Genomic DNA, 16,550 nt, shown 5'->3' on the forward strand with positions numbered 1-16,550 from the left:
CCGCCCGCTCAGAGCGTCGAGACGTAGAGCTGCGCCTGCTCGACCGCGACGAGGGTCGCGGCGAGGCACTCCTCCAGCTCCTGGCCGGCCTGGGTCAGCGAGGCCTGCGCGCTCTCCACCGTCTCGTGCCCGCTGCCCTCCAGCGCCCCGGCCAGGGTCTGCTGCGCCTCGGAGAGCTTCTCACCGGCCGCCTGCACCGCTGTCTGCCCGTCACCGATCTGTTGGAGGGCGACCTCGATGGCTGCCTTCAGCTCGGCGACGCTCGCCACGGTGACCTCCTGGGGGCGGGGAGACGTCCATTACAACGTATACCCGCCGGGTAGAGAACATCCGCCCTGTCGGTGTTCCCGCCCCGGTGTCCGGTTACCCCCGTGACGTGCGGGAAAGCGCTCGCCGCCCGGTGCGTCCGGTCCCACCAGGGGATCCGCCGGTCCCGTTGAGGGGACCGTCGCACCCGCCGGCGCGGGCGCCGCCGCAGACCGGAAACCGGCCGGTCAGGGGGTCGGGTGGGTGTGCTCGCGCAGCCAGCGCGGGCCGTGCAGCTCCGCGCCGAGGGCCGCCACCCGGTCGCGCAGCTCCCGGTCGGAGGTGACCACCAACCGGCGCCGGTCCGGCGCGTCGCGCACCAGCGCCACGATGGCGTCGTCACCGGAACCGGGCGCCGGCACCGTGTGCACCCCGGCCACCCCGGGCACCTCCCGCGCCGCGCCCTCCACCACCAGCACCACCTCCACCGGCGCAGGCAGCTCCGGCGGCAGCCCCCGGTCGGCCAGCGGCGCCAGGGCGTCGCGCAACCGGGCCGCCGCCCCGGCCCGGTCCCGCCACCAGCCGTCCGGGCGGGAACCGACCACGTTGGCACCGTCGACGATCAGCAGCGGGCGGGAGTCCATGCCCCCAGCCTGCCATCCCCTGGCGTTTGTCGCGTCGGTCGCCGGGTAGCCACCGGCGACCGTGCCGCGCCCGCGGTGTCGCCCTCGGCGACCGTGCCGCGCCCCGACTGCGGAGGACAGAGATGATGGGACCCGGTGACTACGGCTCCGACCCCTGGGACGAGTTCCTGGCCCGGTACTTCGGCCGGGGTGAGGGCGGACGCCGACCGGCCCACCGGGTCGACATCACCCGGCTGATGACCGCCGACGCCCGGGAGATGCTGGCCGACGCGGCCCGGCGGGCCGCCCAGAAACACAGCAACGACCTGGACACCGACCACCTGCTCTGGGCGGCGCTGCAACGCGAGCCGCTGCGCGACCTGGTACGCCGGGCCGGCGCCGACCCGGACGCCCTGGTCAACGCCCTCGGCGGGCGTGGCGACGGCGCGCCCGGGGGCGAGGTGCCGCCGAACCTGTCGCTCACCCCCGCCGCCAAGCGGGCGCTGCTCGACGCCCACCAGCTGTCCCGGGCGATGGGGGCGAACTACATCGGCCCCGAGCACATCCTGATGGCGCTGCCGCTCAACCCGGAGTCGCCCGCCGGCCGGATGCTGGCCGCCGGCCGGATCCAGCCCGAGTCGTTGCAGGCGGCCAGCGCGGAACGCGGACCGATGGGCGGGCCGAGGCCCGACCGGGGCACCCCGACCCTCGACCAGTACGGGCAGGACCTCACCGAGCTGGCCCGGATGGACCAGATCGACCCGGTGATCGGGCGGGCCGACGAGATCGAGCAGGCCGTGGAGATCCTGTCCCGGCGGACCAAGAACAACCCGGTGCTGATCGGCGAGGCCGGCGTCGGCAAGACCGCGATCGTGGAGGGGCTGGCCGAGCGGATCTGCGACGGCGACGTGCCGCAGACCCTGCTCGGCAAGCGGGTGGTGCAGCTCGACCTCGCCGGCCTGGTCGCCGGCACCCGCTACCGCGGCGACTTCGAGGAACGGCTGAAGAAGGTCATCGACGAGATCCGGGCGCACCGGGACGAGCTGATCATCTTCCTGGACGAGATCCACACCCTGGTCGGCGCGGGCGGCGCCGGCAGCGAGGGCGGCATGGACGCGTCCAACATGCTCAAGCCGGCGCTGGCCCGCGGCGAGCTGCGGGTGATCGGCGCGACCACGCTGGACGAGTACCGCAAGAGCATCGAGAAGGACGCTGCGCTGGCCCGCCGCTTCCAGCCGGTCCTGGTGCCCGAGCCCAGCGTCGAGGACACCGTCGCCATCCTGCGCGGCCTGCGCGACCGGTACGAGGCGCACCACCAGGTCCGCTTCACCGACGAGGCGCTGGTCGCGGCCGCCGAACTCTCCGACCGGTACGTCACCGACCGCTTCCTGCCCGACAAGGCGATCGACCTGATCGACCAGGCCGGCGCGCGGGTACGGCTGCGCACCCGCACTCCCGACGCCGACGTGCGCGAGCTGGAGCAGCAGCTCGACGAGGTGCGCCGGGACAAGGAACAGGCGGTCGCCGACGAGCAGTACGAGCGGGCCTCCGCGCTGCGCGACCGGCTCGCCGAGGTCGAGGAGCAGATCCGCCGCGCCCGGGGCGACGAGGGCACCGGCCGCGTCCCCTCGGTCGGCCCGCAGGAGATCGCCGAGGTGGTCTCCCGCGCCACCGGCATCCCGGTCAGCCAGCTCACCGAGGAGGAGCGGGACCGGCTGCTGCGGCTGGAGGGGCAGCTGCACGAGAAGGTCGTCGGCCAGGACGACGCGGTCACCGCGGTGGCCGAGGCGGTGCGCCGCTCGCGTACCGGGCTGGCCGACCCGAACCGGCCGATGGGCAGCTTCCTCTTCCTCGGCCCCACCGGCGTCGGCAAGACCGAGCTGGCCCGGGCGCTGGCCGAGGCGCTCTTCGGCGAGGCCGACCGGATGGTGCGGGTCGACATGAGCGAGTTCCAGGAGCGGCACACCGTCGCCCGGCTGGTCGGGGCGCCCCCCGGCTACGTCGGGTACGAGGAGGCCGGCCAGCTCACCGAGGCGGTGCGCCGCCGCCCGTACGCGGTGGTGCTGCTCGACGAGATCGAGAAGGCCCACCCGGACGTGTTCAACATCCTGCTCCAGGTGCTCGACGACGGCCGGCTCACCGACAGCCAGGGCCGGACGGTGAACTTCAAGAACACCGTCCTGATCATGACGAGCAACCTGGGCTCGGAGCTGATCACCGGCACCACGCGCGCGGTGGGCTTCGAAGCCGGCGAGCCCGGCGGCACCCAGGAGAGCGACGAACTGCGCGAGCGGCTGATGCGCCGCCTCCAGGAGAACTTCCGCCCGGAGTTCCTCAACCGGATCGACGAGACGATCATCTTCCGCCGGCTGGAGGCCCAGCAGCTGCGGCAGATCACCGAGCTGCTGCTGCAGGAGACCCGCCGCCGGCTGCACGCCCAGGACGTCCAGGTCGAGTTCACCACCGCCGGCGTCGACTGGCTCGCCGAGCACGGCTACCAGCCGGAGTTCGGCGCCCGGCCACTGCGCCGGGTGATCCAGCGGGAGGTCGACAACCGGCTGTCCCGGATGCTGCTGGAGAACCAGCTCTCGCCGGGGCAGAAGCTCACCGTCGACGCGCGCGACGGACAGCTCGCCTTCGACGTGGCTGCGGGAGAGCGGGGCTACACCGCGGCCTCGACGTCCCACCCGCGATGACCCGGAGGGCGGAGATGACCGAACCCGAGGAGAGCGACGAGGAGACCGACCGCACCGAACCGATCCTCGCGCCGCCGACGGCGAACCCGGCCCGGGTGCAGGTGCCGCCGGAGGGCCTGAAGCAGCAGACCGACGAGAACCCGGCGCCGTCCGGGCCACCGGAAGAGGAGGCGTGATGGTACGCGAGCAGCGACTCGACCCCGAGGTCGAGGTGATCTGGGACGACTTCCACGCCGAGGTGAACGTCCCCTCCGAACAGTTGCGGCAGTGGCTGCTGACCCGGGGCTCGGGGGAGGAGTCGTTCGGCCCGAACCCGGACATGGACCTGCCCGAGCCGGGCCGGCAGATCCTGCGGGTGCTCAGCAAGCGCAAGGTGGACCTGACCCCGGAGGACATCGAGGTGATGCGCGAGGCGATCGACCGGATCCGGGCGCTGACCGCGGAGAAGCCGCGCGGCGGCAACACCGACAACGAGTGGCGGCACTCCCTGCTCGACCTGGGCCACGACGTCCTGGTCGAACGCTGACATGCAGGCGGCGGCACCCGGGACACTTCTCCCGGGTGCCGCCGCCCGTCGGTGGCGGCTCGCGCTACGGCTCGGTGCCGAGGCTGGGCAGCTCCAGGCCGGCGGCGGTGGCGAGGGCCTGCCGCTCGGCCCGGGTCTGCTCCTCCCGGGTGAGCAGGGTGGCGTACTCGGTGATGTCGGCCGGATCGGGCACCTCCGGCAGCCGACGCAGGAACGCCTCGAGGTCCCGGACGGCGGCGGAGTGCGCGGCGGCCGCATCACGCAGCAGTTCCCGCTCGTCGGCGTCGGAGTAGCGATCGGTCATGGGGTCCAGGTACCCGCCGTCAGGCGATTCGCACCCCGCCGACCGGTCGGGCCCCGAACTCCGGGTGGCGCAGCAGCCAGGCCAGGTAGTCGGGGTGCGGCGCCAGCGAATCGGTGTACGCCGCCACCGCCGTCTCCAGCACCGCCTCGGCGACCCGGGCGGCGGGCGACTCGGGGTGCCAGCCGAGCAGCAGCCGCCAGCGCAGCGGCACACCGGCCAGCCGGCGGGTGACCAGGCCGTCGACCGGGCGGAAGGTCGCCTGGCACAGCGCCACCGCCTCGCCGGCGTCGACCAGGTCCACACAGCCGCGCACGTCGGTCTCGTACACCTTGCGGGGGGTGAAGCCGGCCCGGGCGCAGGCGGCGGCGAAGCAGTCGCCGAAGCAGCCCTCGCCCGGCGCGGCCACCCATTGTTCGCGGCGCAGCTCGGCCAGGCCGATCTCCTCCCGGCCGGCCATCGGGTGGGTGGTCGGCAGCAGCACCAGCACCGGGTCGACCGCCACCTCCCGCCAGCAGAGCCCGAACTCCGGGGACGGCGTGGCGTCGCCGCAGACCCCGGTGAGCGCGAAGTCGAGCCGCCCGCCGGCCACCAGTCCGGCCAGCTCCGCGGCCGACCAGGAGGCGTACGTGGTGATCTGCGCCTGCGGCTGCTCGGCCACCAGCCGGTGCACCAGCCGGCCGAGGATCGGGCTGTTCACCCCGCCGAAGCGGTACCGGCCCAGGCTGTCGTCCGCCCCGGCCAGCCGGGCCGCCTCGTCCTGGAGCCCCTTCATCGCCGGCAGCAGCACCCGGGCCCGGGCCAGCACCAGCTCGCCCAGCGCGGTGGGCCGGGCGCCGCGCCGGTCGCGTTCGAACAGCGGGCCGCCCAGAGTGCGCTCGATGCGCTGGAGCTGCGCCGTCAGGGCCGGCTGGGCCAGGCCCAGAGTGGACGCGGCCTTGGTCACGCTCCCCGTCTCGGCGATCGCGCAGACGACCCGCAGGTGTCGCAGCTCCAGATTCATAACGTGACGGTAGGACCACCGCACGGGCCGGCGGAAGGGCCTGGGCGGATCGGCGTCGGGCGATGGATCAGTCGCGCGCGTCCCGCTTCAGGTCGGCCAGGTACGTCCGCCGCCCGGTGACCGCGTCGCGCACCTTGTCCACCACGCCCAGCGCCGGCTCGACCACCCGGTTCCACGGCGGGGTGGCCGGCGTACCCGGGTGCGGGCGGGTGGGGGCCGCCTCCTCGGCGATCTCCCACCGGTTGCCCAGCCGGATCAGCTCCGCGTCGGTGGCCACCTCGCGCAGCGGGGTGATCAGCGCCGACACCCCCTCGACATGCCGGCGGACCCGCGCGGCGACGTCCGCCAGCGCCGGGTCGTCCGGCCCGCCGAGCGCCTTGAGCGCGGCCAGCAGCCCCGCGTCGGCCTCCAGTTCCCGGTCCACCCGCTCGGCGCTCTCGGGCAGCGCCGCCCGCGCGGCGGGCAGCAGGTACTGCTCCTCTGCGGAGAGGTGCCGCGAGATCGCCGCGGTCAGCACCTCGGCCACCTCCCGGCGCCGCTCGGTGCTCAGCCGCGGGTCGGTCACCTGGTCGGCCAGGCCGAGCAGTTGCCGGTGCTCGGTGTCGGCGATGTCGGCCATGCTGCGCCCGCCGGGCCGGTAGGCGTCGTCGGCGGTGGGCGGCAGGGGTGGCAGCGGGACGGTCATGGGGCCCTCCTCGACGGGCGACCGGAGCCTGGGGACGGCCGGCGCGACGGGCGGTGCGGGGTCGCCGACGCGGTACCCGTACCGCAAGATCGTGAAACGGGGACGGCCCGGGAGTGCCGCGCGGACGCTGCCGCCCGCGAGCGCCGGCCGGGCCGCCGCGACAGCTCGCCCGACTGGTAGAAAGAGCCGATGACGAGCGACCCCGCCTCCGCCCGACCCGACCCCACCGACGAGGTCGTGGAACTCTGCCGCGACCTGCTGCGGATCGACACCACCAACACCGGTGACAACGCCACCAGCGCGGGGGAGCGGCTGGCCGCCGAGTACGTCGCGGAGAAGCTGGCCGAGGTCGGCGTCGAGTCGCAGCTCCACGAGTCGGCGCCCGGGCGGGCCAACCTGGTCGCCCGGATCCCCGGCACCGACCCGGGCCGGGACGCCCTGCTGGTGCACGGCCACCTGGACGTGGTGCCCGCGGACGCCGACGAGTGGTCGGTGCACCCGTTCTCCGGGGAGATCCGCGACGGCTACCTGTGGGGCCGGGGCGCGATCGACATGAAGGACTTCGACGCGATGGTGCTGGCCGTGGTGCGGCACTGGCAGCGCACCGGTGTGCGCCCGCCGCGCGACATCGTGCTGGCCTACACCGCCGACGAGGAGGCGGGCAGCGACTACGGCGCGCACTTCCTGGTGCAGCGGCACCGGGAGCTCTTCGACGGCTGCACCGAGGCGATCGGCGAGGTCGGCGGCTTCTCCTACGACCTCAACGACGCCACCCGGCTCTACCTGATCGAGACGGCGGAGAAGGGGCTGGACTGGCTGCGGCTGCACGCCAAGGGCCGCCCCGGGCACGGGTCGTTCATCCACGACGACAACGCGGTCACCGCGCTCGCCGAGGCGGTCGCCCGGATCGGGCGGCACCGCTTCCCGATCACCGTCACCGCGACCGTGCGGGCCTTCCTCGAAGAAATCTCCGACGTGCTCGGCGTCGAGCTGGACCCGGACGACCCGGAGGCGGCGATCGCCAAGCTCGGTCCGATCGCCAACATCATCGGGGCGACCATCCGCAGCACCGCCAACCCGACCCGGCTCGCCGCCGGCTACAAGGACAACGTCATCCCTGGCCGGGCCACCGCCACCATCGACTGCCGCAGCCTGCCGGGGCAGTCGGAGATGCTGGAGCGTCAGCTGCGCGAGCTGGTCGGACCGGACATCGACATCGAGTACATCCAGCGCCAGCCGGCCCTGGAGACCACCTTCGACGGTGACCTGGTCGAGGCGATGTCGGCCGCGCTGCGCGCGGAGGACCCGGGCGCCCGCCCGGTCCCGTACATGCTCTCCGGCGGCACCGATGCCAAGGCGTTCTCCCAGCTCGGCATCCGCTGCTTCGGGTTCGCGCCGCTGCGCCTGCCGGCCGATCTCAACTTCTCCGCCCTGTTCCACGGCATCGACGAGCGGGTACCGGTGGACGGACTACAGTTCGGCGTGCGGGTCCTCGACCGGTTCCTGCGCACCTGCTGACCGGGTCCGTCGCCGGACCGCATCCTCCCCATCGCGAAGGGACTCCCTCATGACCGACCAGCACGGTGAGCTGGACGCTGCTCTGGAGCGCGTGATCGACGCCGCCCGGGCCCACCTGACGGCCGTGCGCGCCGCCCAGGGCCGGATCGACGACGACGGCGTCTGGCAGGCGTACGTGGCGTTGAACAACGCCTCGTACGCCTACGACGAGCAGCTGCTCGACGCGTTCGGGGAGGTCACCCCGTGGGACGTCGAGTCGATCGACCCCGACGAGGCCGACGAGCGGTTCGGCGGCGCCGAGGGTGTCGAGGCCAGCGACCCGCACCCGGCGGTGATCTCGGTGCGGCAGCGCCGCGACTACCGGGTGCCGAGCGTGTCCGCGCTGATCCGGGTCGCCGAGGCGGCCCGCCGCGAGGGCACGCCGGAGGAGGACGAGCCGGCGCCCGTCGAGGGGGTCGGCGAGGCGGTGCTGGAGCTGCTGCAGAGCGGGGACGGCTCGCTGAGCGCGCTGGACGTGCCGGAGCTGGAACCGCTCGACGGCGTGGTGATGGTCAGCGAGGTGGGCACCCCGGTCGACCTGGAGTCCTTCGACGACGACGACCCGGTGGGCCCGTTCCAGCCGGCCGCCGACGACCGTCTCGTCGGGCGGCTCGACGAGCACCCGTTCCTCGACGAGGACGACCACGACCACGCCGGGCACCACCACTAGGCCCTGGGCCGCGACGCCCCCGGGGCCCGACCGTGCGGTCCGGCCCCGGGCGCGTGGGCTTCCGACCCGGGGTGCGCCGGGCGGCGTGCCCGCCGTCAGTAGGACAGACCCGGCTGCGGCTGGTTGACCCGCCGACGGCGCAGCATGACCTGCCGCGTGCCGTCCCGGAACAGCCGCACCCGGGCCAACTCCCAACCGGAGAACTCCGCCTGGATCGCCAGCTGCGCCGCGGCGGTCAACCGGTCGACGTTCGGCGGCAGCCGCAGCGGCGCGTATTCGTAGTCCATGGACCTATGCTGCCCAGCCCGCAGGCCGTTCGCCACCCCCTCTCGCGTGACCCACACCGCTGGCCGGCCCACCCCGGCGCGGCCACCGTCCCGGAGGGCGCCGCTCGCCCGATTTCCCCCGGTATGCGTGCGGCGTCCCTGGGGGTGCCCGCCCGCGCCGCCGCGCCCCTATGGTGCGTTCGTGACGACCATCCGGCTGGAACCGATGACCGAGGCGCGGTACGCGCGCTACCGCGAGCGGGCGGAGACCGACTACGCCGACAGCATCGCCGCCAGCGGTCTGCTGCCCCCGCCCGAGGCGCGGGACAAGGCGCGCCGGGACCACGCCCGGCTGCTCCCCGACGGACTGCGCACCGAGGGCCACCGGCTGTGCACCGCCTACGCCGGTGACGACGAGGTCGGCGTGCTCTGGCTGCACCTGGAGCGCCGCTCGAACGGCCTGCACGCCTTCGTCTACGACGTCGAGGTCCGCGCGGACCTGCGCCGGCGCGGCTACGGCCGGGCGATGATGCGGGCGGCGGAGCAGCTCTGCCGGGAGCTCGGCGTGGTGTCGATCGGGCTGAACGTGTTCGGCCACAACTCCGGCGCCCGCGCCCTGTACGAGCAGTTGGGCTACGAGGTCACCTCCGTGCAGATGGCCAAGCGGTTGTGACGGGCAGCGGGCGACGGCCGCGGCCCGGCGGCGGTCGCGCTCCGATGGCCCGCCGCCGCTGTCGTCGCGCCCCGCCGTACCATGCGCCGGTGCCGCTCACCATGATCGTGACCCGACCCCGCACTCGCCGCGCCGCTCCGCTCTTCCTGCGCGTCGTCGCCGGGCTGGTCGTCCCGTTGCTGCTCGCCGGCTGCGGCCTGCTCGTCCGGCCCCGCCCCGCCGCCGCGCTGCGGTTCGAGTTCGCCCCGACCACCGGGGACGGGTACATGAACCAGGTGCTCACGATCGTCAACGAGGGCAACCGGGTAGTCGCGCCGACGCTGGAGTTCACCGCGCTGGACGCCTCCGGGCGCACGCTGCCCAGCGTGCGGGTCGCCTCGGTCTACGGCAGCGACCGGGGGCGGCTGGTCGTCCCGCCGGGCGCCAGCACCGACGTGCTGACCTTCACCGGTGCCGGAGCCCGGGCGGCCGAGGACGTGGCCGTCTCGGTGCGCACCGCGGAGCCGGTGGACGCCCCGGCCGTCGACGTCCAGCCGGTGGTGACCCCGGTGGACGACAACGGCCGCGTGCTCGACCGCAACAGCCGGTTCACGGCCGTGTCGGTGCGCAACGACGACAGCGAGCAGATGAGCGTGCGGCTCGTCTACATCATCTGGACCGATCCGCCCGCCGACCAGCGGCAGCAGGCCGAGCGGGTGGTGCCGGTCGGCGACCTGATCGTCCTGCCGCCCAAGCACACCACCCTGGTGCCGGTGACCGGAGAGGCGCGGGCCGCCGTGGCGGATGCGGCGGGCCGCGTCCCGACCAGCATCAAGGCGTACCTGTCCCGTTGACGTTCTCCCCGCCCTGAGGGATGGGGATTGCCTCCGTGCTGCGCGTGGAACAGGGCGTAGCGCGGGGGCGGATTCCTGCTTCCTCGCGCGGTGCCGGCACGGGTGCCGGTCTTACCTGCGCTCCACAGGCGTTTAGGCTCTCGGCGCGTCCCGCCGCGAGCACGTTGATGGCCGCGTTGACGTCCCGGTCGTGGATCGCCCCGCACGGGCAGGTCCACGACCGGACGTTCAGCGGCTTGGGTCCGTCGAGCCGGCCGCACGCCGAGCACGTCTGCGACGTGGGCGCGAACCGGTCGATCTTGTCGAAGATGCGCCCGTACCGGGCGGCCTTGTACTCCAGCATCGCGGTGAAGCCGGCCCAGCCGGCGTCGTGCACCGACTTCGCCAGGCGGGTCCGGGCAAGGCCGGTAACACACAGGTCCTCGACGTACACCGCTTGGTTGTCGCGGATGATCTCAGTCGAGAGCTTGTGCTGCCAGTCTCGCCGGGTGTCAACCACCCGGGCATGCGCCTTCGCCACCGCGACGACGGCCTTCTTGCGGTTGTTGCTGCCCCGCTGCTTGCGGGACAGGTCCTGCTGGAGTCGGCGCAGCTTGCGGGCGGCTTTTCGCAGGAATTGCGGCGCCGCCACCTTCGTGCCGTCGGACAGGACCGCGAAGTGGGTCAGACCCAGGTCGATGCCCACCTCGGCGTCGGCCGGCGGGAGCGGCTCGTCGGCAACCTGGACAACGAACGAGGCGAAGTACCGGCCCACGGCGTCCATGACGATCGTCACGGAGCTCGGCGCAGCGGGCAGCGCCCGCGACCACCGCACCGCCAGATCACCGATCTTCGGCAGCCGCAGCCGACCGTTGTCCATCACCTTGAATCGGGCGTTGGCGGTGAACCGGATGGCCTGCCGGTTGTCCTTGCGCGACCGGAACCGCGGCGGGGCCACCTTGCGGCCCTTCCGCTTCCCGGGCAGGGATGCGAAGAAGTTGCGGTACGCGAGGTTCAGATCGGCGAGGGCCTGCTGAAGCACCACCGCCGACACCTCGCCCAGCCACGCCCGCTCCGGCGTCGTCTTCGCCTCGGTAATCACCTGCTTGGACAGGTCCCCGTCGGAGATGTAGGGCAGACCCTGCTCCCGGGCTTCCTGTCGTGCGCGCAGCGCGTCATTGAACACCACCCGCGCGCACCCGAACGCCCGCGCCAACGATTGCTGCTGGGCGAGCGTCGGGTAGACGCGGTAGTTGTACCGGAGCTGCACATCGGACAGTCTGGCAGTGGGCTATGACGGAAACCGCAAGCGTACGCACCCTAAGGCGTGTTTCAGCACGGGCCATGACCGGACTCGGCCGGCCACGGTGGGAGCACCGCCGGTCGGGGTGCCGACGGTGGGGTCACCCCGGTCGGGCGCCGACGACGCGACCAACGCGAGCGGCCGGGAAGGCGACCGCGCCGATCCGGCGTGACCGAGGTGCGGCGGGGACGCCGGTCAGCGGCCGGCGGCGCCCGGATCCTCCACGGTGGCCGGAGCGAGGGACCCCTGCGGATCGGTGAGGTCGTTCGCGGCGAGCAGCGCGGTCAGCGCCGGGGCGGTCAGCGTCAGGCCGTGGGCGGCGCCCGGGTCGACGGCGAGGCCCCAGCCCGGGTCCGGCCAGTCCGCCAGCAGGTCGGCGGCGGACAGCGCGACGAACGGCACCCCGACCCCGGCGAAGGCGGTCAGCGCGTCCGCCGAGGTGAAGACCGGCAGCAGCGGTGCGCGGTCCGCCCCGAGGACGACCGTCCACGGAAAGTCCCGGTCGGGCGACGGCTCGCCGGCCAGCGGTACGCAGACCGGGCCGGCGGCGAGCACCCCCAGGTAGCGGGGCAGGTCGTGCGCGGCCGCCGCCCGGGCGAGGAGTTCGGCCGGCTCCGGCTCGGCCGGGCGCGACCCGCCGTCATCCGCGACCGTATCGCCGGGGGAGGCGAGGTGGGCGGCCGTTCTGTCCGCCCCGGCGCCGTCGGCGGCCTCGACCGGCACGGGGACGCCGACTCCGACCGGCACGCCGACTCCGACCGGCACGCCGACGCCGGCCGGTGCGGGCGCGCCGACACCGGACCCGGCTCCGCGGGTCACCTCGACGCCGGTTGCCGTCGGCGGTGCCGCCCCGCCGTCGAGCGGGAGCACCCGACAGGAGAGCGCGGCCGGGTCGGCGGTCAGCGCGACGGCGGCGGTCCGGGCGGCGAAGCCGCTCCACCAGTGCAGGCCCTCGGCAGAACGCGGGGTGGCGTACCACCAGTCGCCGTCGTCGCCGGGCCGCCAGCCCAGCTCGGCCAGCCGCTGCCCCTCGTACCCGGGGCAGTGGCCCTCGACGGTGTCGCGGCGCACGGACAGCCGGAGCCGGCGCGACCCGGCGCTGAGTTCGACGTCGGTGTCCCGGTCGCAGGCGACGAGGGTGCGGTGCAGCCGGGCCACGATCTCCGGCCAGCCGGTCGCGGTCACGCCGGCGGCCTCGGCAGCCGGGCGTCCAGGGCGCCGAGTCGGGCGACGGCCTCCTCCAGGCGGCCCAACGCCGCGAAGTCGCCCGGCTTGCCGAACAGTTCGGTCAGGCCCGCCCCGAGCGTCGCGTCGAGACCCTCGGTGCGCTCGTCGAGCTGGGCGGTCGCCGCCGCCCTGGCCCGCCGGTACGCCTCCAGCACCATCCTCGCCAGGTCGGCGGTGCCGGCCCGCAGCGCCGCCGGCTCGACGGTCAGGTCGGTGAGCCCTCCGGTGGCGTCCACGGTGGCCGACACCAGGCCAGTGTCGTCGGTGGCGGTGCCGTCGAGGTCGTCGAGGCCGGCGTGCAGCCCGGCGAAGCGGCGTTCGATGTCGGCGAGCCGGCCGGCGAGCGCGTCCAGACCGGACAGCGGATCAGTCATGCGGGCTTCCTCCCCCTTGGTTTCTCCTCGGGCCGGGGTGGCGGCCGGAGGCCGGGGAATCGTATCTTCGACCCGCGTCGGATGCGGGGGAGGAACGGCGATGGCAGCTGACATCGAAGTGGACGTGACGGCCGTGAAACGGCTGGAGGCGGCCGCCACCGGAGTGGCCAACGCGCTGGGCGCGCTGGAGAGCCGGGTGGTGGCCGCGGGTGACCTGCCCGACGGCGCCTTCGGTCACCTGCCGTTCGCCAGCGACATGCTGCGCGCCAAGTACGCCGAGCAGGTCGCCGACGGCACGACGCTGTTCCGGGCCGGTCAGGACGCGTTCACCCGCGTCGGGGCGGCGCTGGGGTCCACCGCCGAGTCGTACGACCGCAACGAGCAGGACATCGACTCCGGCTTCCGGGCGATGCGCGAGGGGATGGGCCGGTGAGCGGGCCCGCCGGCAGCGCCGTCCAGCTCTGGAACGGCATCGACAACGCGCTGTCCGGTGTGGAGGACGTGGTCGACAGCGTCTGCCGCACCCTGGCCTGGCCGCTCATCCAGCTGGTCGACATGGTCGACGGCGAGCCGGAGGCGCTGCGCGCCCGGGCCGGTGACTGGGACGCCCTCGCCGCCCAGGTGCGCGAGCTGGCGCTGAGCCACCGCGGCGTGCGCGAGGCCGAGCAGCCCGGCTGGCGGTCGCCGGCGGGCGAGGCGTACGGCAAGCGCCTCGCCGAGGTCGAGCAGCAGCTGCTGGACGTGGCCGGGCAGTTCACCGCCACCGCCGAGTACCTGCGCGGGGTCGCCGAGGCCCTGCAGATCGTCCACGAGGTGCTGGTCGACCTCTGCGTCGAGTTCGTCAACTGGATGCTGGTCACCCTGGTGACCGCCCTGCTCATGGCGCCGTTCACCGCCGGGGCGTCCTGGGCGGCCGGCATGGCGGTAACCGTGACCCGCGGCATGATCGTGCTCACCCGGTCGCTGAAGATCATCCGCCCGCTCGCCACCCACCTGCAGAAGGTCATCCGGCTGCTCCAGCGGGTCATGCTCTACCTGCGCAAGCTGCGCAACCACCTGGACAAGCTGGTGGACAAGCAGAAGGCGCTGCGGATGGGGCAGAAGGCGATCGACAAGCGGCGCGCCGCCGGCAAGGCCGACAAGTGGTTCCACAAGATCACCGACCCGGCGAAGGGCACCTTCAAGCTCGGCAAGTCCGGGTCGCCGTTCGACATGGGGATGCTGGAGCGGGCCGGCGCCCTGCGCGCGCACGGCCTGGCGGACGGCGGCCGGATGATCGCCCAGAACTGGGCCACCAACCTGCCCTGGAACGTGCCGAACTCGGTCGTGCACGGGGCGGTGTGGGGTGGCACCGCCCTGGTCAGTGGCCTGTCGGTGCCCGGCTCCGACCTGGTCAGTGACGAGATCGGCGACGTGGTGCAGGGCGGCGCCGACTGGATCGACCAGAATGTCTTCGGGCAGCCACCCGCCGAGCAGCAGCCGGCGGGCCGCTGACCGGCGACGGAGGAGGTACGGCGTGACGGGTGCGTGGGGACGGCTCGGGCGGCTCGGCGACGCGGTGCGCGACGGCGCGCGGGTGGCCCGCGACCGGGCCCGCGCGTTGCGCGACGAGTTCCGCACCTCCGACGAGCCGGAGCGGGCCCTGGTCGCCCCCCTGGTGACCGGGCAGGAGCTGCGCTACGTCGGCCTGGCCCCGGTGCGGGCGCACGAGACGCACCGCGCCGGCAGCCAGTTCGTCGACCACGTCGGCACCGAGGTCGCCGAGGCGCTCGATCCTCGGGCGCTGTTCGGGCTGCTGAACATCGTCAACCCGGTGGCCTGGGTGGAGGCGGTGCTGACCCCGGTCCGGATCGTCGCCGGGGTGCTGCTGCTGCCCGGCAAGGCGGCCGCGCTCGCGGCGGGGCTGCCCGAGGCGGCCGGTCGGGACGTGGACGTCGAGCCCACCCCGGCGGTCCCGCAACCCCGGCCGGTGCTGCCGCTCACCGATGAGCAGGAGGCGTTCCGGGCGCTGTTCCGGCTCAGTCGCCACCGCCCGCTCGCCGACCAGCTCGCCGAGATCGCCTACCGCCGCCGGTACGTCTTCAGCGGCGACCTGGCCACCCTCGCCGGCAGCCTGCTGCTGTTCCTGGAGCGCTACACCGGCACCCCGCTCGCGGTCACCGACACCCACCTGCACCTACTGCGGATGGGTCGCCGCCCGGACGAGGGCCGGCCGGACCGGCGCGAGCCCCGGCTGCTGTGGAGCGTCGAGCGGCGGCGGATCACCCGGATCGACTGCGACCACGGGTCGGCGCGGCTGATGCAGTTCCCGGCGACCCTGCACTTCGACGACGGCTCGTGGATCCGGATCGTCAACCCGGCCACCCGTGACGACCAGGCCCGCTTCCTGGCCGCCGTCCGGGAGATCCCCGGCGACCGGCCCACCCTCGACTGATCCGCCCGCCGGCGCGCACCGGCCGGCCTACCCGCCGGCCCCCGGGCCGCCGCCTCAGCCGTCGCGTTCCGGGTAGCCCACCGGCACCGCCGAGACGTCGTCCAGCGCCGTGGTGATCTCCGCCGGCAGCGTCATCCGCTCCACCTGGAGCGCGCCGAGGAGCTGCCCCACCGTCCGGGCGCCCAGGATCGGCGCGGTGACGCCGGGCCGGTCCCGGATCCAGGCCAGCGCCACCTCCATCGGCGACACGCCCAGCCCGCCGGCGGCGGTGGCCACCGCCTCGACGATGCTGGAGCAGCGCGGCTCCAGGTAGGTGGCGACGAACCGTTCGAAGTGCGGCGAGGCGGCCCGCGAGTCGGCCGGCCGGCCGTGCCGGTACTTGCCGGTGAGCACCCCACGGCCCAGCGGGGACCAGGGCAGCACGCCCAGCCCGAGCGCGCCGCAGGCCGGCAGCACCTCCCGTTCGACGCCCCGCTCCAGCAGCGAGTACTCCACCTGCGCGGCGATCACCGGGGCGCGCCCCGGCCAGGCCGCCTGCCAGGCGGCGGCGCGGGCGGTCTGCCAGCCGGAGAAGTTCGACACGCCGACGTAGCGGACCCGGCCGCTGGCCACCGCGTGGTCCAGCGCCGCCAGGGTCTCCTCCAGCGGCGTGTCCGGGTCGTACCCGTGGACCTGCCACAGGTCGACATGGTCGGTGCCGAGGCGGCGCAGCGAGGCGTCCAGGGTGCGCAGCAGGTGCCCGCGCGAGCCGTCCCGGCGCCGGCCGCTGCCCGGCCGCAGCCCTGCCTTGGTGGCGATGAGCAGCTCGTCGCGGGGGACCAGGGCGCCCAGCAGCGAGCCGAGCACCGACTCGGCGTCACCGTCGCCGAAGACGTCCGCGGTGTCGACGAGGTTGCCGCCCGCGTCGAGAAAACTCTTCAGCTGGGCGGCCGCGTCGTCGGCGTCGGTGTCCCGGCCCCACGTCATGGTGCCGAGCGCGAGCCGGGAAACCGCCAGCCCGCTTCGGCCGAGCGGTCGCTGTTGCATGGGTGAACCTTATTTCGAACCTGGCGTCACGGATATCCTCGCTCCCGTCATCTCTGCCCGCCACGTCGCCGATCCGACCGTGGCCAGGCCCCGCGCTGGTCGCCGGGCACCCCGGCGGGGCCCGGGTG

Annotated in this window: 20 protein-coding genes; 10 read left to right on the plus strand and 10 right to left on the minus strand. The window is 74.3% G+C overall.

Features of this window, described 5'->3' with window-relative positions:
* Window positions 1-8: 8 nt before the first annotated feature.
* Together ACTWM8_RS13830 and ACTWM8_RS13835 are read right to left on the minus strand one after the other, a co-directional pair.
* Window positions 9-269, minus strand: a complete 261-nt coding sequence (locus ACTWM8_RS13830; protein WP_088962374.1) for a hypothetical protein — start codon at window positions 267-269, stop codon at window positions 9-11.
* Window positions 270-494: 225 nt separating this feature from the next.
* Complete coding sequence (locus ACTWM8_RS13835; RefSeq protein WP_446214177.1) at window positions 495-890, minus strand: hypothetical protein; 396 nt, start codon at window positions 888-890, stop codon at window positions 495-497.
* Window positions 891-1,012: 122 nt separating this feature from the next.
* Here ACTWM8_RS13835 and ACTWM8_RS13840 point away from each other — a divergent pair, with 122 nt between their 5' ends.
* Genes ACTWM8_RS13840 through ACTWM8_RS13850 form a run of 3 tightly spaced genes read left to right on the plus strand, consistent with a single transcriptional unit; the run spans window position 1,013 to window position 4,091 of the window.
* Window positions 1,013-3,565: an ATP-dependent Clp protease ATP-binding subunit gene (locus ACTWM8_RS13840; RefSeq protein ID WP_446214178.1), complete on the plus strand. Its 2,553-nt coding sequence runs from the start codon at window positions 1,013-1,015 to the stop codon at window positions 3,563-3,565.
* Between the two features lie 14 nt (window positions 3,566-3,579).
* Window positions 3,580-3,741: a hypothetical protein gene (locus tag ACTWM8_RS13845; protein WP_170285310.1), complete on the plus strand. Its 162-nt coding sequence runs from the start codon at window positions 3,580-3,582 to the stop codon at window positions 3,739-3,741.
* Window positions 3,741-4,091: a DUF3140 domain-containing protein gene (locus tag ACTWM8_RS13850; protein ID WP_446214179.1), complete on the plus strand. Its 351-nt coding sequence runs from the start codon at window positions 3,741-3,743 to the stop codon at window positions 4,089-4,091. The genes ACTWM8_RS13845 and ACTWM8_RS13850 overlap by 1 nt, the downstream gene beginning before the upstream one ends.
* Window positions 4,092-4,155: 64 nt before the next feature.
* Here the strand turns inward: ACTWM8_RS13850 and ACTWM8_RS13855 are convergent, their stop codons facing one another.
* The 3 genes from ACTWM8_RS13855 to ACTWM8_RS13865 all read right to left on the minus strand — a co-directional run bounded on the left by ACTWM8_RS13855 (window position 4,156) and on the right by ACTWM8_RS13865 (window position 6,080).
* Window positions 4,156-4,395, minus strand: a complete 240-nt coding sequence (locus tag ACTWM8_RS13855; protein ID WP_446214180.1) for a hypothetical protein — start codon at window positions 4,393-4,395, stop codon at window positions 4,156-4,158.
* Window positions 4,396-4,414: 19 nt separating this feature from the next.
* A complete protein-coding gene (locus tag ACTWM8_RS13860; protein WP_346534540.1) occupies window positions 4,415-5,395 on the minus strand; it encodes a LysR family transcriptional regulator in 981 nt (326 codons plus the stop codon).
* Window positions 5,396-5,462: 67 nt separating this feature from the next.
* On the minus strand, window positions 5,463-6,080 hold the full coding sequence (locus tag ACTWM8_RS13865; RefSeq protein WP_446214181.1) for a hemerythrin domain-containing protein: 618 nt from the start codon (window positions 6,078-6,080) through the stop codon (window positions 5,463-5,465).
* A 189-nt stretch (window positions 6,081-6,269) separates the two neighbouring features.
* Between ACTWM8_RS13865 and ACTWM8_RS13870 the strand changes: the two genes are divergently transcribed.
* Complete coding sequence (locus ACTWM8_RS13870) at window positions 6,270-7,598, plus strand: M20/M25/M40 family metallo-hydrolase (RefSeq protein ID WP_446214182.1); 1,329 nt, start codon at window positions 6,270-6,272, stop codon at window positions 7,596-7,598.
* Between the two features lie 49 nt (window positions 7,599-7,647).
* The gene (locus ACTWM8_RS13875; protein WP_179804593.1) at window positions 7,648-8,307 is read left to right on the plus strand and encodes a hypothetical protein; all 660 of its coding nucleotides are present in this window, start codon (window positions 7,648-7,650) and stop codon (window positions 8,305-8,307) included.
* 95 nt (window positions 8,308-8,402) lie between these two features.
* Here ACTWM8_RS13875 and ACTWM8_RS13880 read toward each other — a convergent pair whose 3' ends face one another.
* On the minus strand, window positions 8,403-8,594 hold the full coding sequence (locus tag ACTWM8_RS13880; RefSeq protein ID WP_039906151.1) for a DUF5703 family protein: 192 nt from the start codon (window positions 8,592-8,594) through the stop codon (window positions 8,403-8,405).
* 181 nt (window positions 8,595-8,775) lie between these two features.
* On the opposite strand from ACTWM8_RS13880, the gene ACTWM8_RS13885 reads away from it, so the two are divergent.
* Together ACTWM8_RS13885 and ACTWM8_RS13890 are read left to right on the plus strand one after the other, a co-directional pair.
* Entirely contained in the window at window positions 8,776-9,246 is a 471-nt protein-coding gene (locus tag ACTWM8_RS13885) for a GNAT family N-acetyltransferase (RefSeq protein ID WP_446214183.1), read from the plus strand.
* Window positions 9,247-9,335: 89 nt separating this feature from the next.
* Window positions 9,336-10,079, plus strand: a complete 744-nt coding sequence (locus ACTWM8_RS13890) for a hypothetical protein (protein ID WP_446214184.1) — start codon at window positions 9,336-9,338, stop codon at window positions 10,077-10,079.
* Here ACTWM8_RS13890 and ACTWM8_RS13895 read toward each other — a convergent pair.
* From ACTWM8_RS13895 to ACTWM8_RS13905, 3 genes are all read right to left on the minus strand, one after another.
* Window positions 10,057-11,328: an RNA-guided endonuclease InsQ/TnpB family protein gene (locus ACTWM8_RS13895; protein WP_446214185.1), complete on the minus strand. Its 1,272-nt coding sequence runs from the start codon at window positions 11,326-11,328 to the stop codon at window positions 10,057-10,059. The two genes, ACTWM8_RS13890 and ACTWM8_RS13895, sit on opposite strands and share 23 nt — an antisense overlap.
* A gap of 228 nt (window positions 11,329-11,556) precedes the next feature.
* Window positions 11,557-12,546 carry an SseB family protein gene (locus ACTWM8_RS13900; RefSeq protein WP_446214186.1) on the minus strand — a complete coding sequence of 330 codons (990 nt, stop codon included), beginning with the start codon at window positions 12,544-12,546 and terminating at the stop codon, window positions 11,557-11,559.
* On the minus strand, window positions 12,543-12,962 hold the full coding sequence (locus tag ACTWM8_RS13905) for a YbaB/EbfC family nucleoid-associated protein (protein WP_446214187.1): 420 nt from the start codon (window positions 12,960-12,962) through the stop codon (window positions 12,543-12,545). The genes ACTWM8_RS13900 and ACTWM8_RS13905 overlap by 4 nt, the downstream gene beginning before the upstream one ends.
* A 100-nt stretch (window positions 12,963-13,062) precedes the next feature.
* Between ACTWM8_RS13905 and ACTWM8_RS13910 the strand changes: the two genes are divergently transcribed.
* From ACTWM8_RS13910 to ACTWM8_RS13920, 3 genes are read left to right on the plus strand one after another with little or no spacing between them, the layout of a single operon-like run.
* On the plus strand, window positions 13,063-13,395 hold the full coding sequence (locus ACTWM8_RS13910) for a hypothetical protein (protein WP_446214188.1): 333 nt from the start codon (window positions 13,063-13,065) through the stop codon (window positions 13,393-13,395).
* A complete protein-coding gene (locus tag ACTWM8_RS13915) occupies window positions 13,392-14,456 on the plus strand; it encodes a WXG100 family type VII secretion target (protein ID WP_446214189.1) in 1,065 nt (354 codons plus the stop codon). Before ACTWM8_RS13910 ends, ACTWM8_RS13915 begins: the two co-directional genes overlap by 4 nt.
* 22 nt (window positions 14,457-14,478) lie before the next feature.
* A complete protein-coding gene (locus ACTWM8_RS13920) occupies window positions 14,479-15,396 on the plus strand; it encodes a hypothetical protein (protein WP_446214190.1) in 918 nt (305 codons plus the stop codon).
* 54 nt (window positions 15,397-15,450) lie between these two features.
* Here the strand turns inward: ACTWM8_RS13920 and ACTWM8_RS13925 are convergent, their stop codons facing one another.
* Window positions 15,451-16,422, minus strand: coding sequence for an aldo/keto reductase (locus ACTWM8_RS13925; RefSeq protein WP_334572773.1), 972 nt, complete (start codon window positions 16,420-16,422; stop codon window positions 15,451-15,453).
* Between the last annotated feature and the right edge of the window lie 128 nt (window positions 16,423-16,550).

Source organism: Micromonospora sp. IBSANI012 (assembly GCF_052814045.1).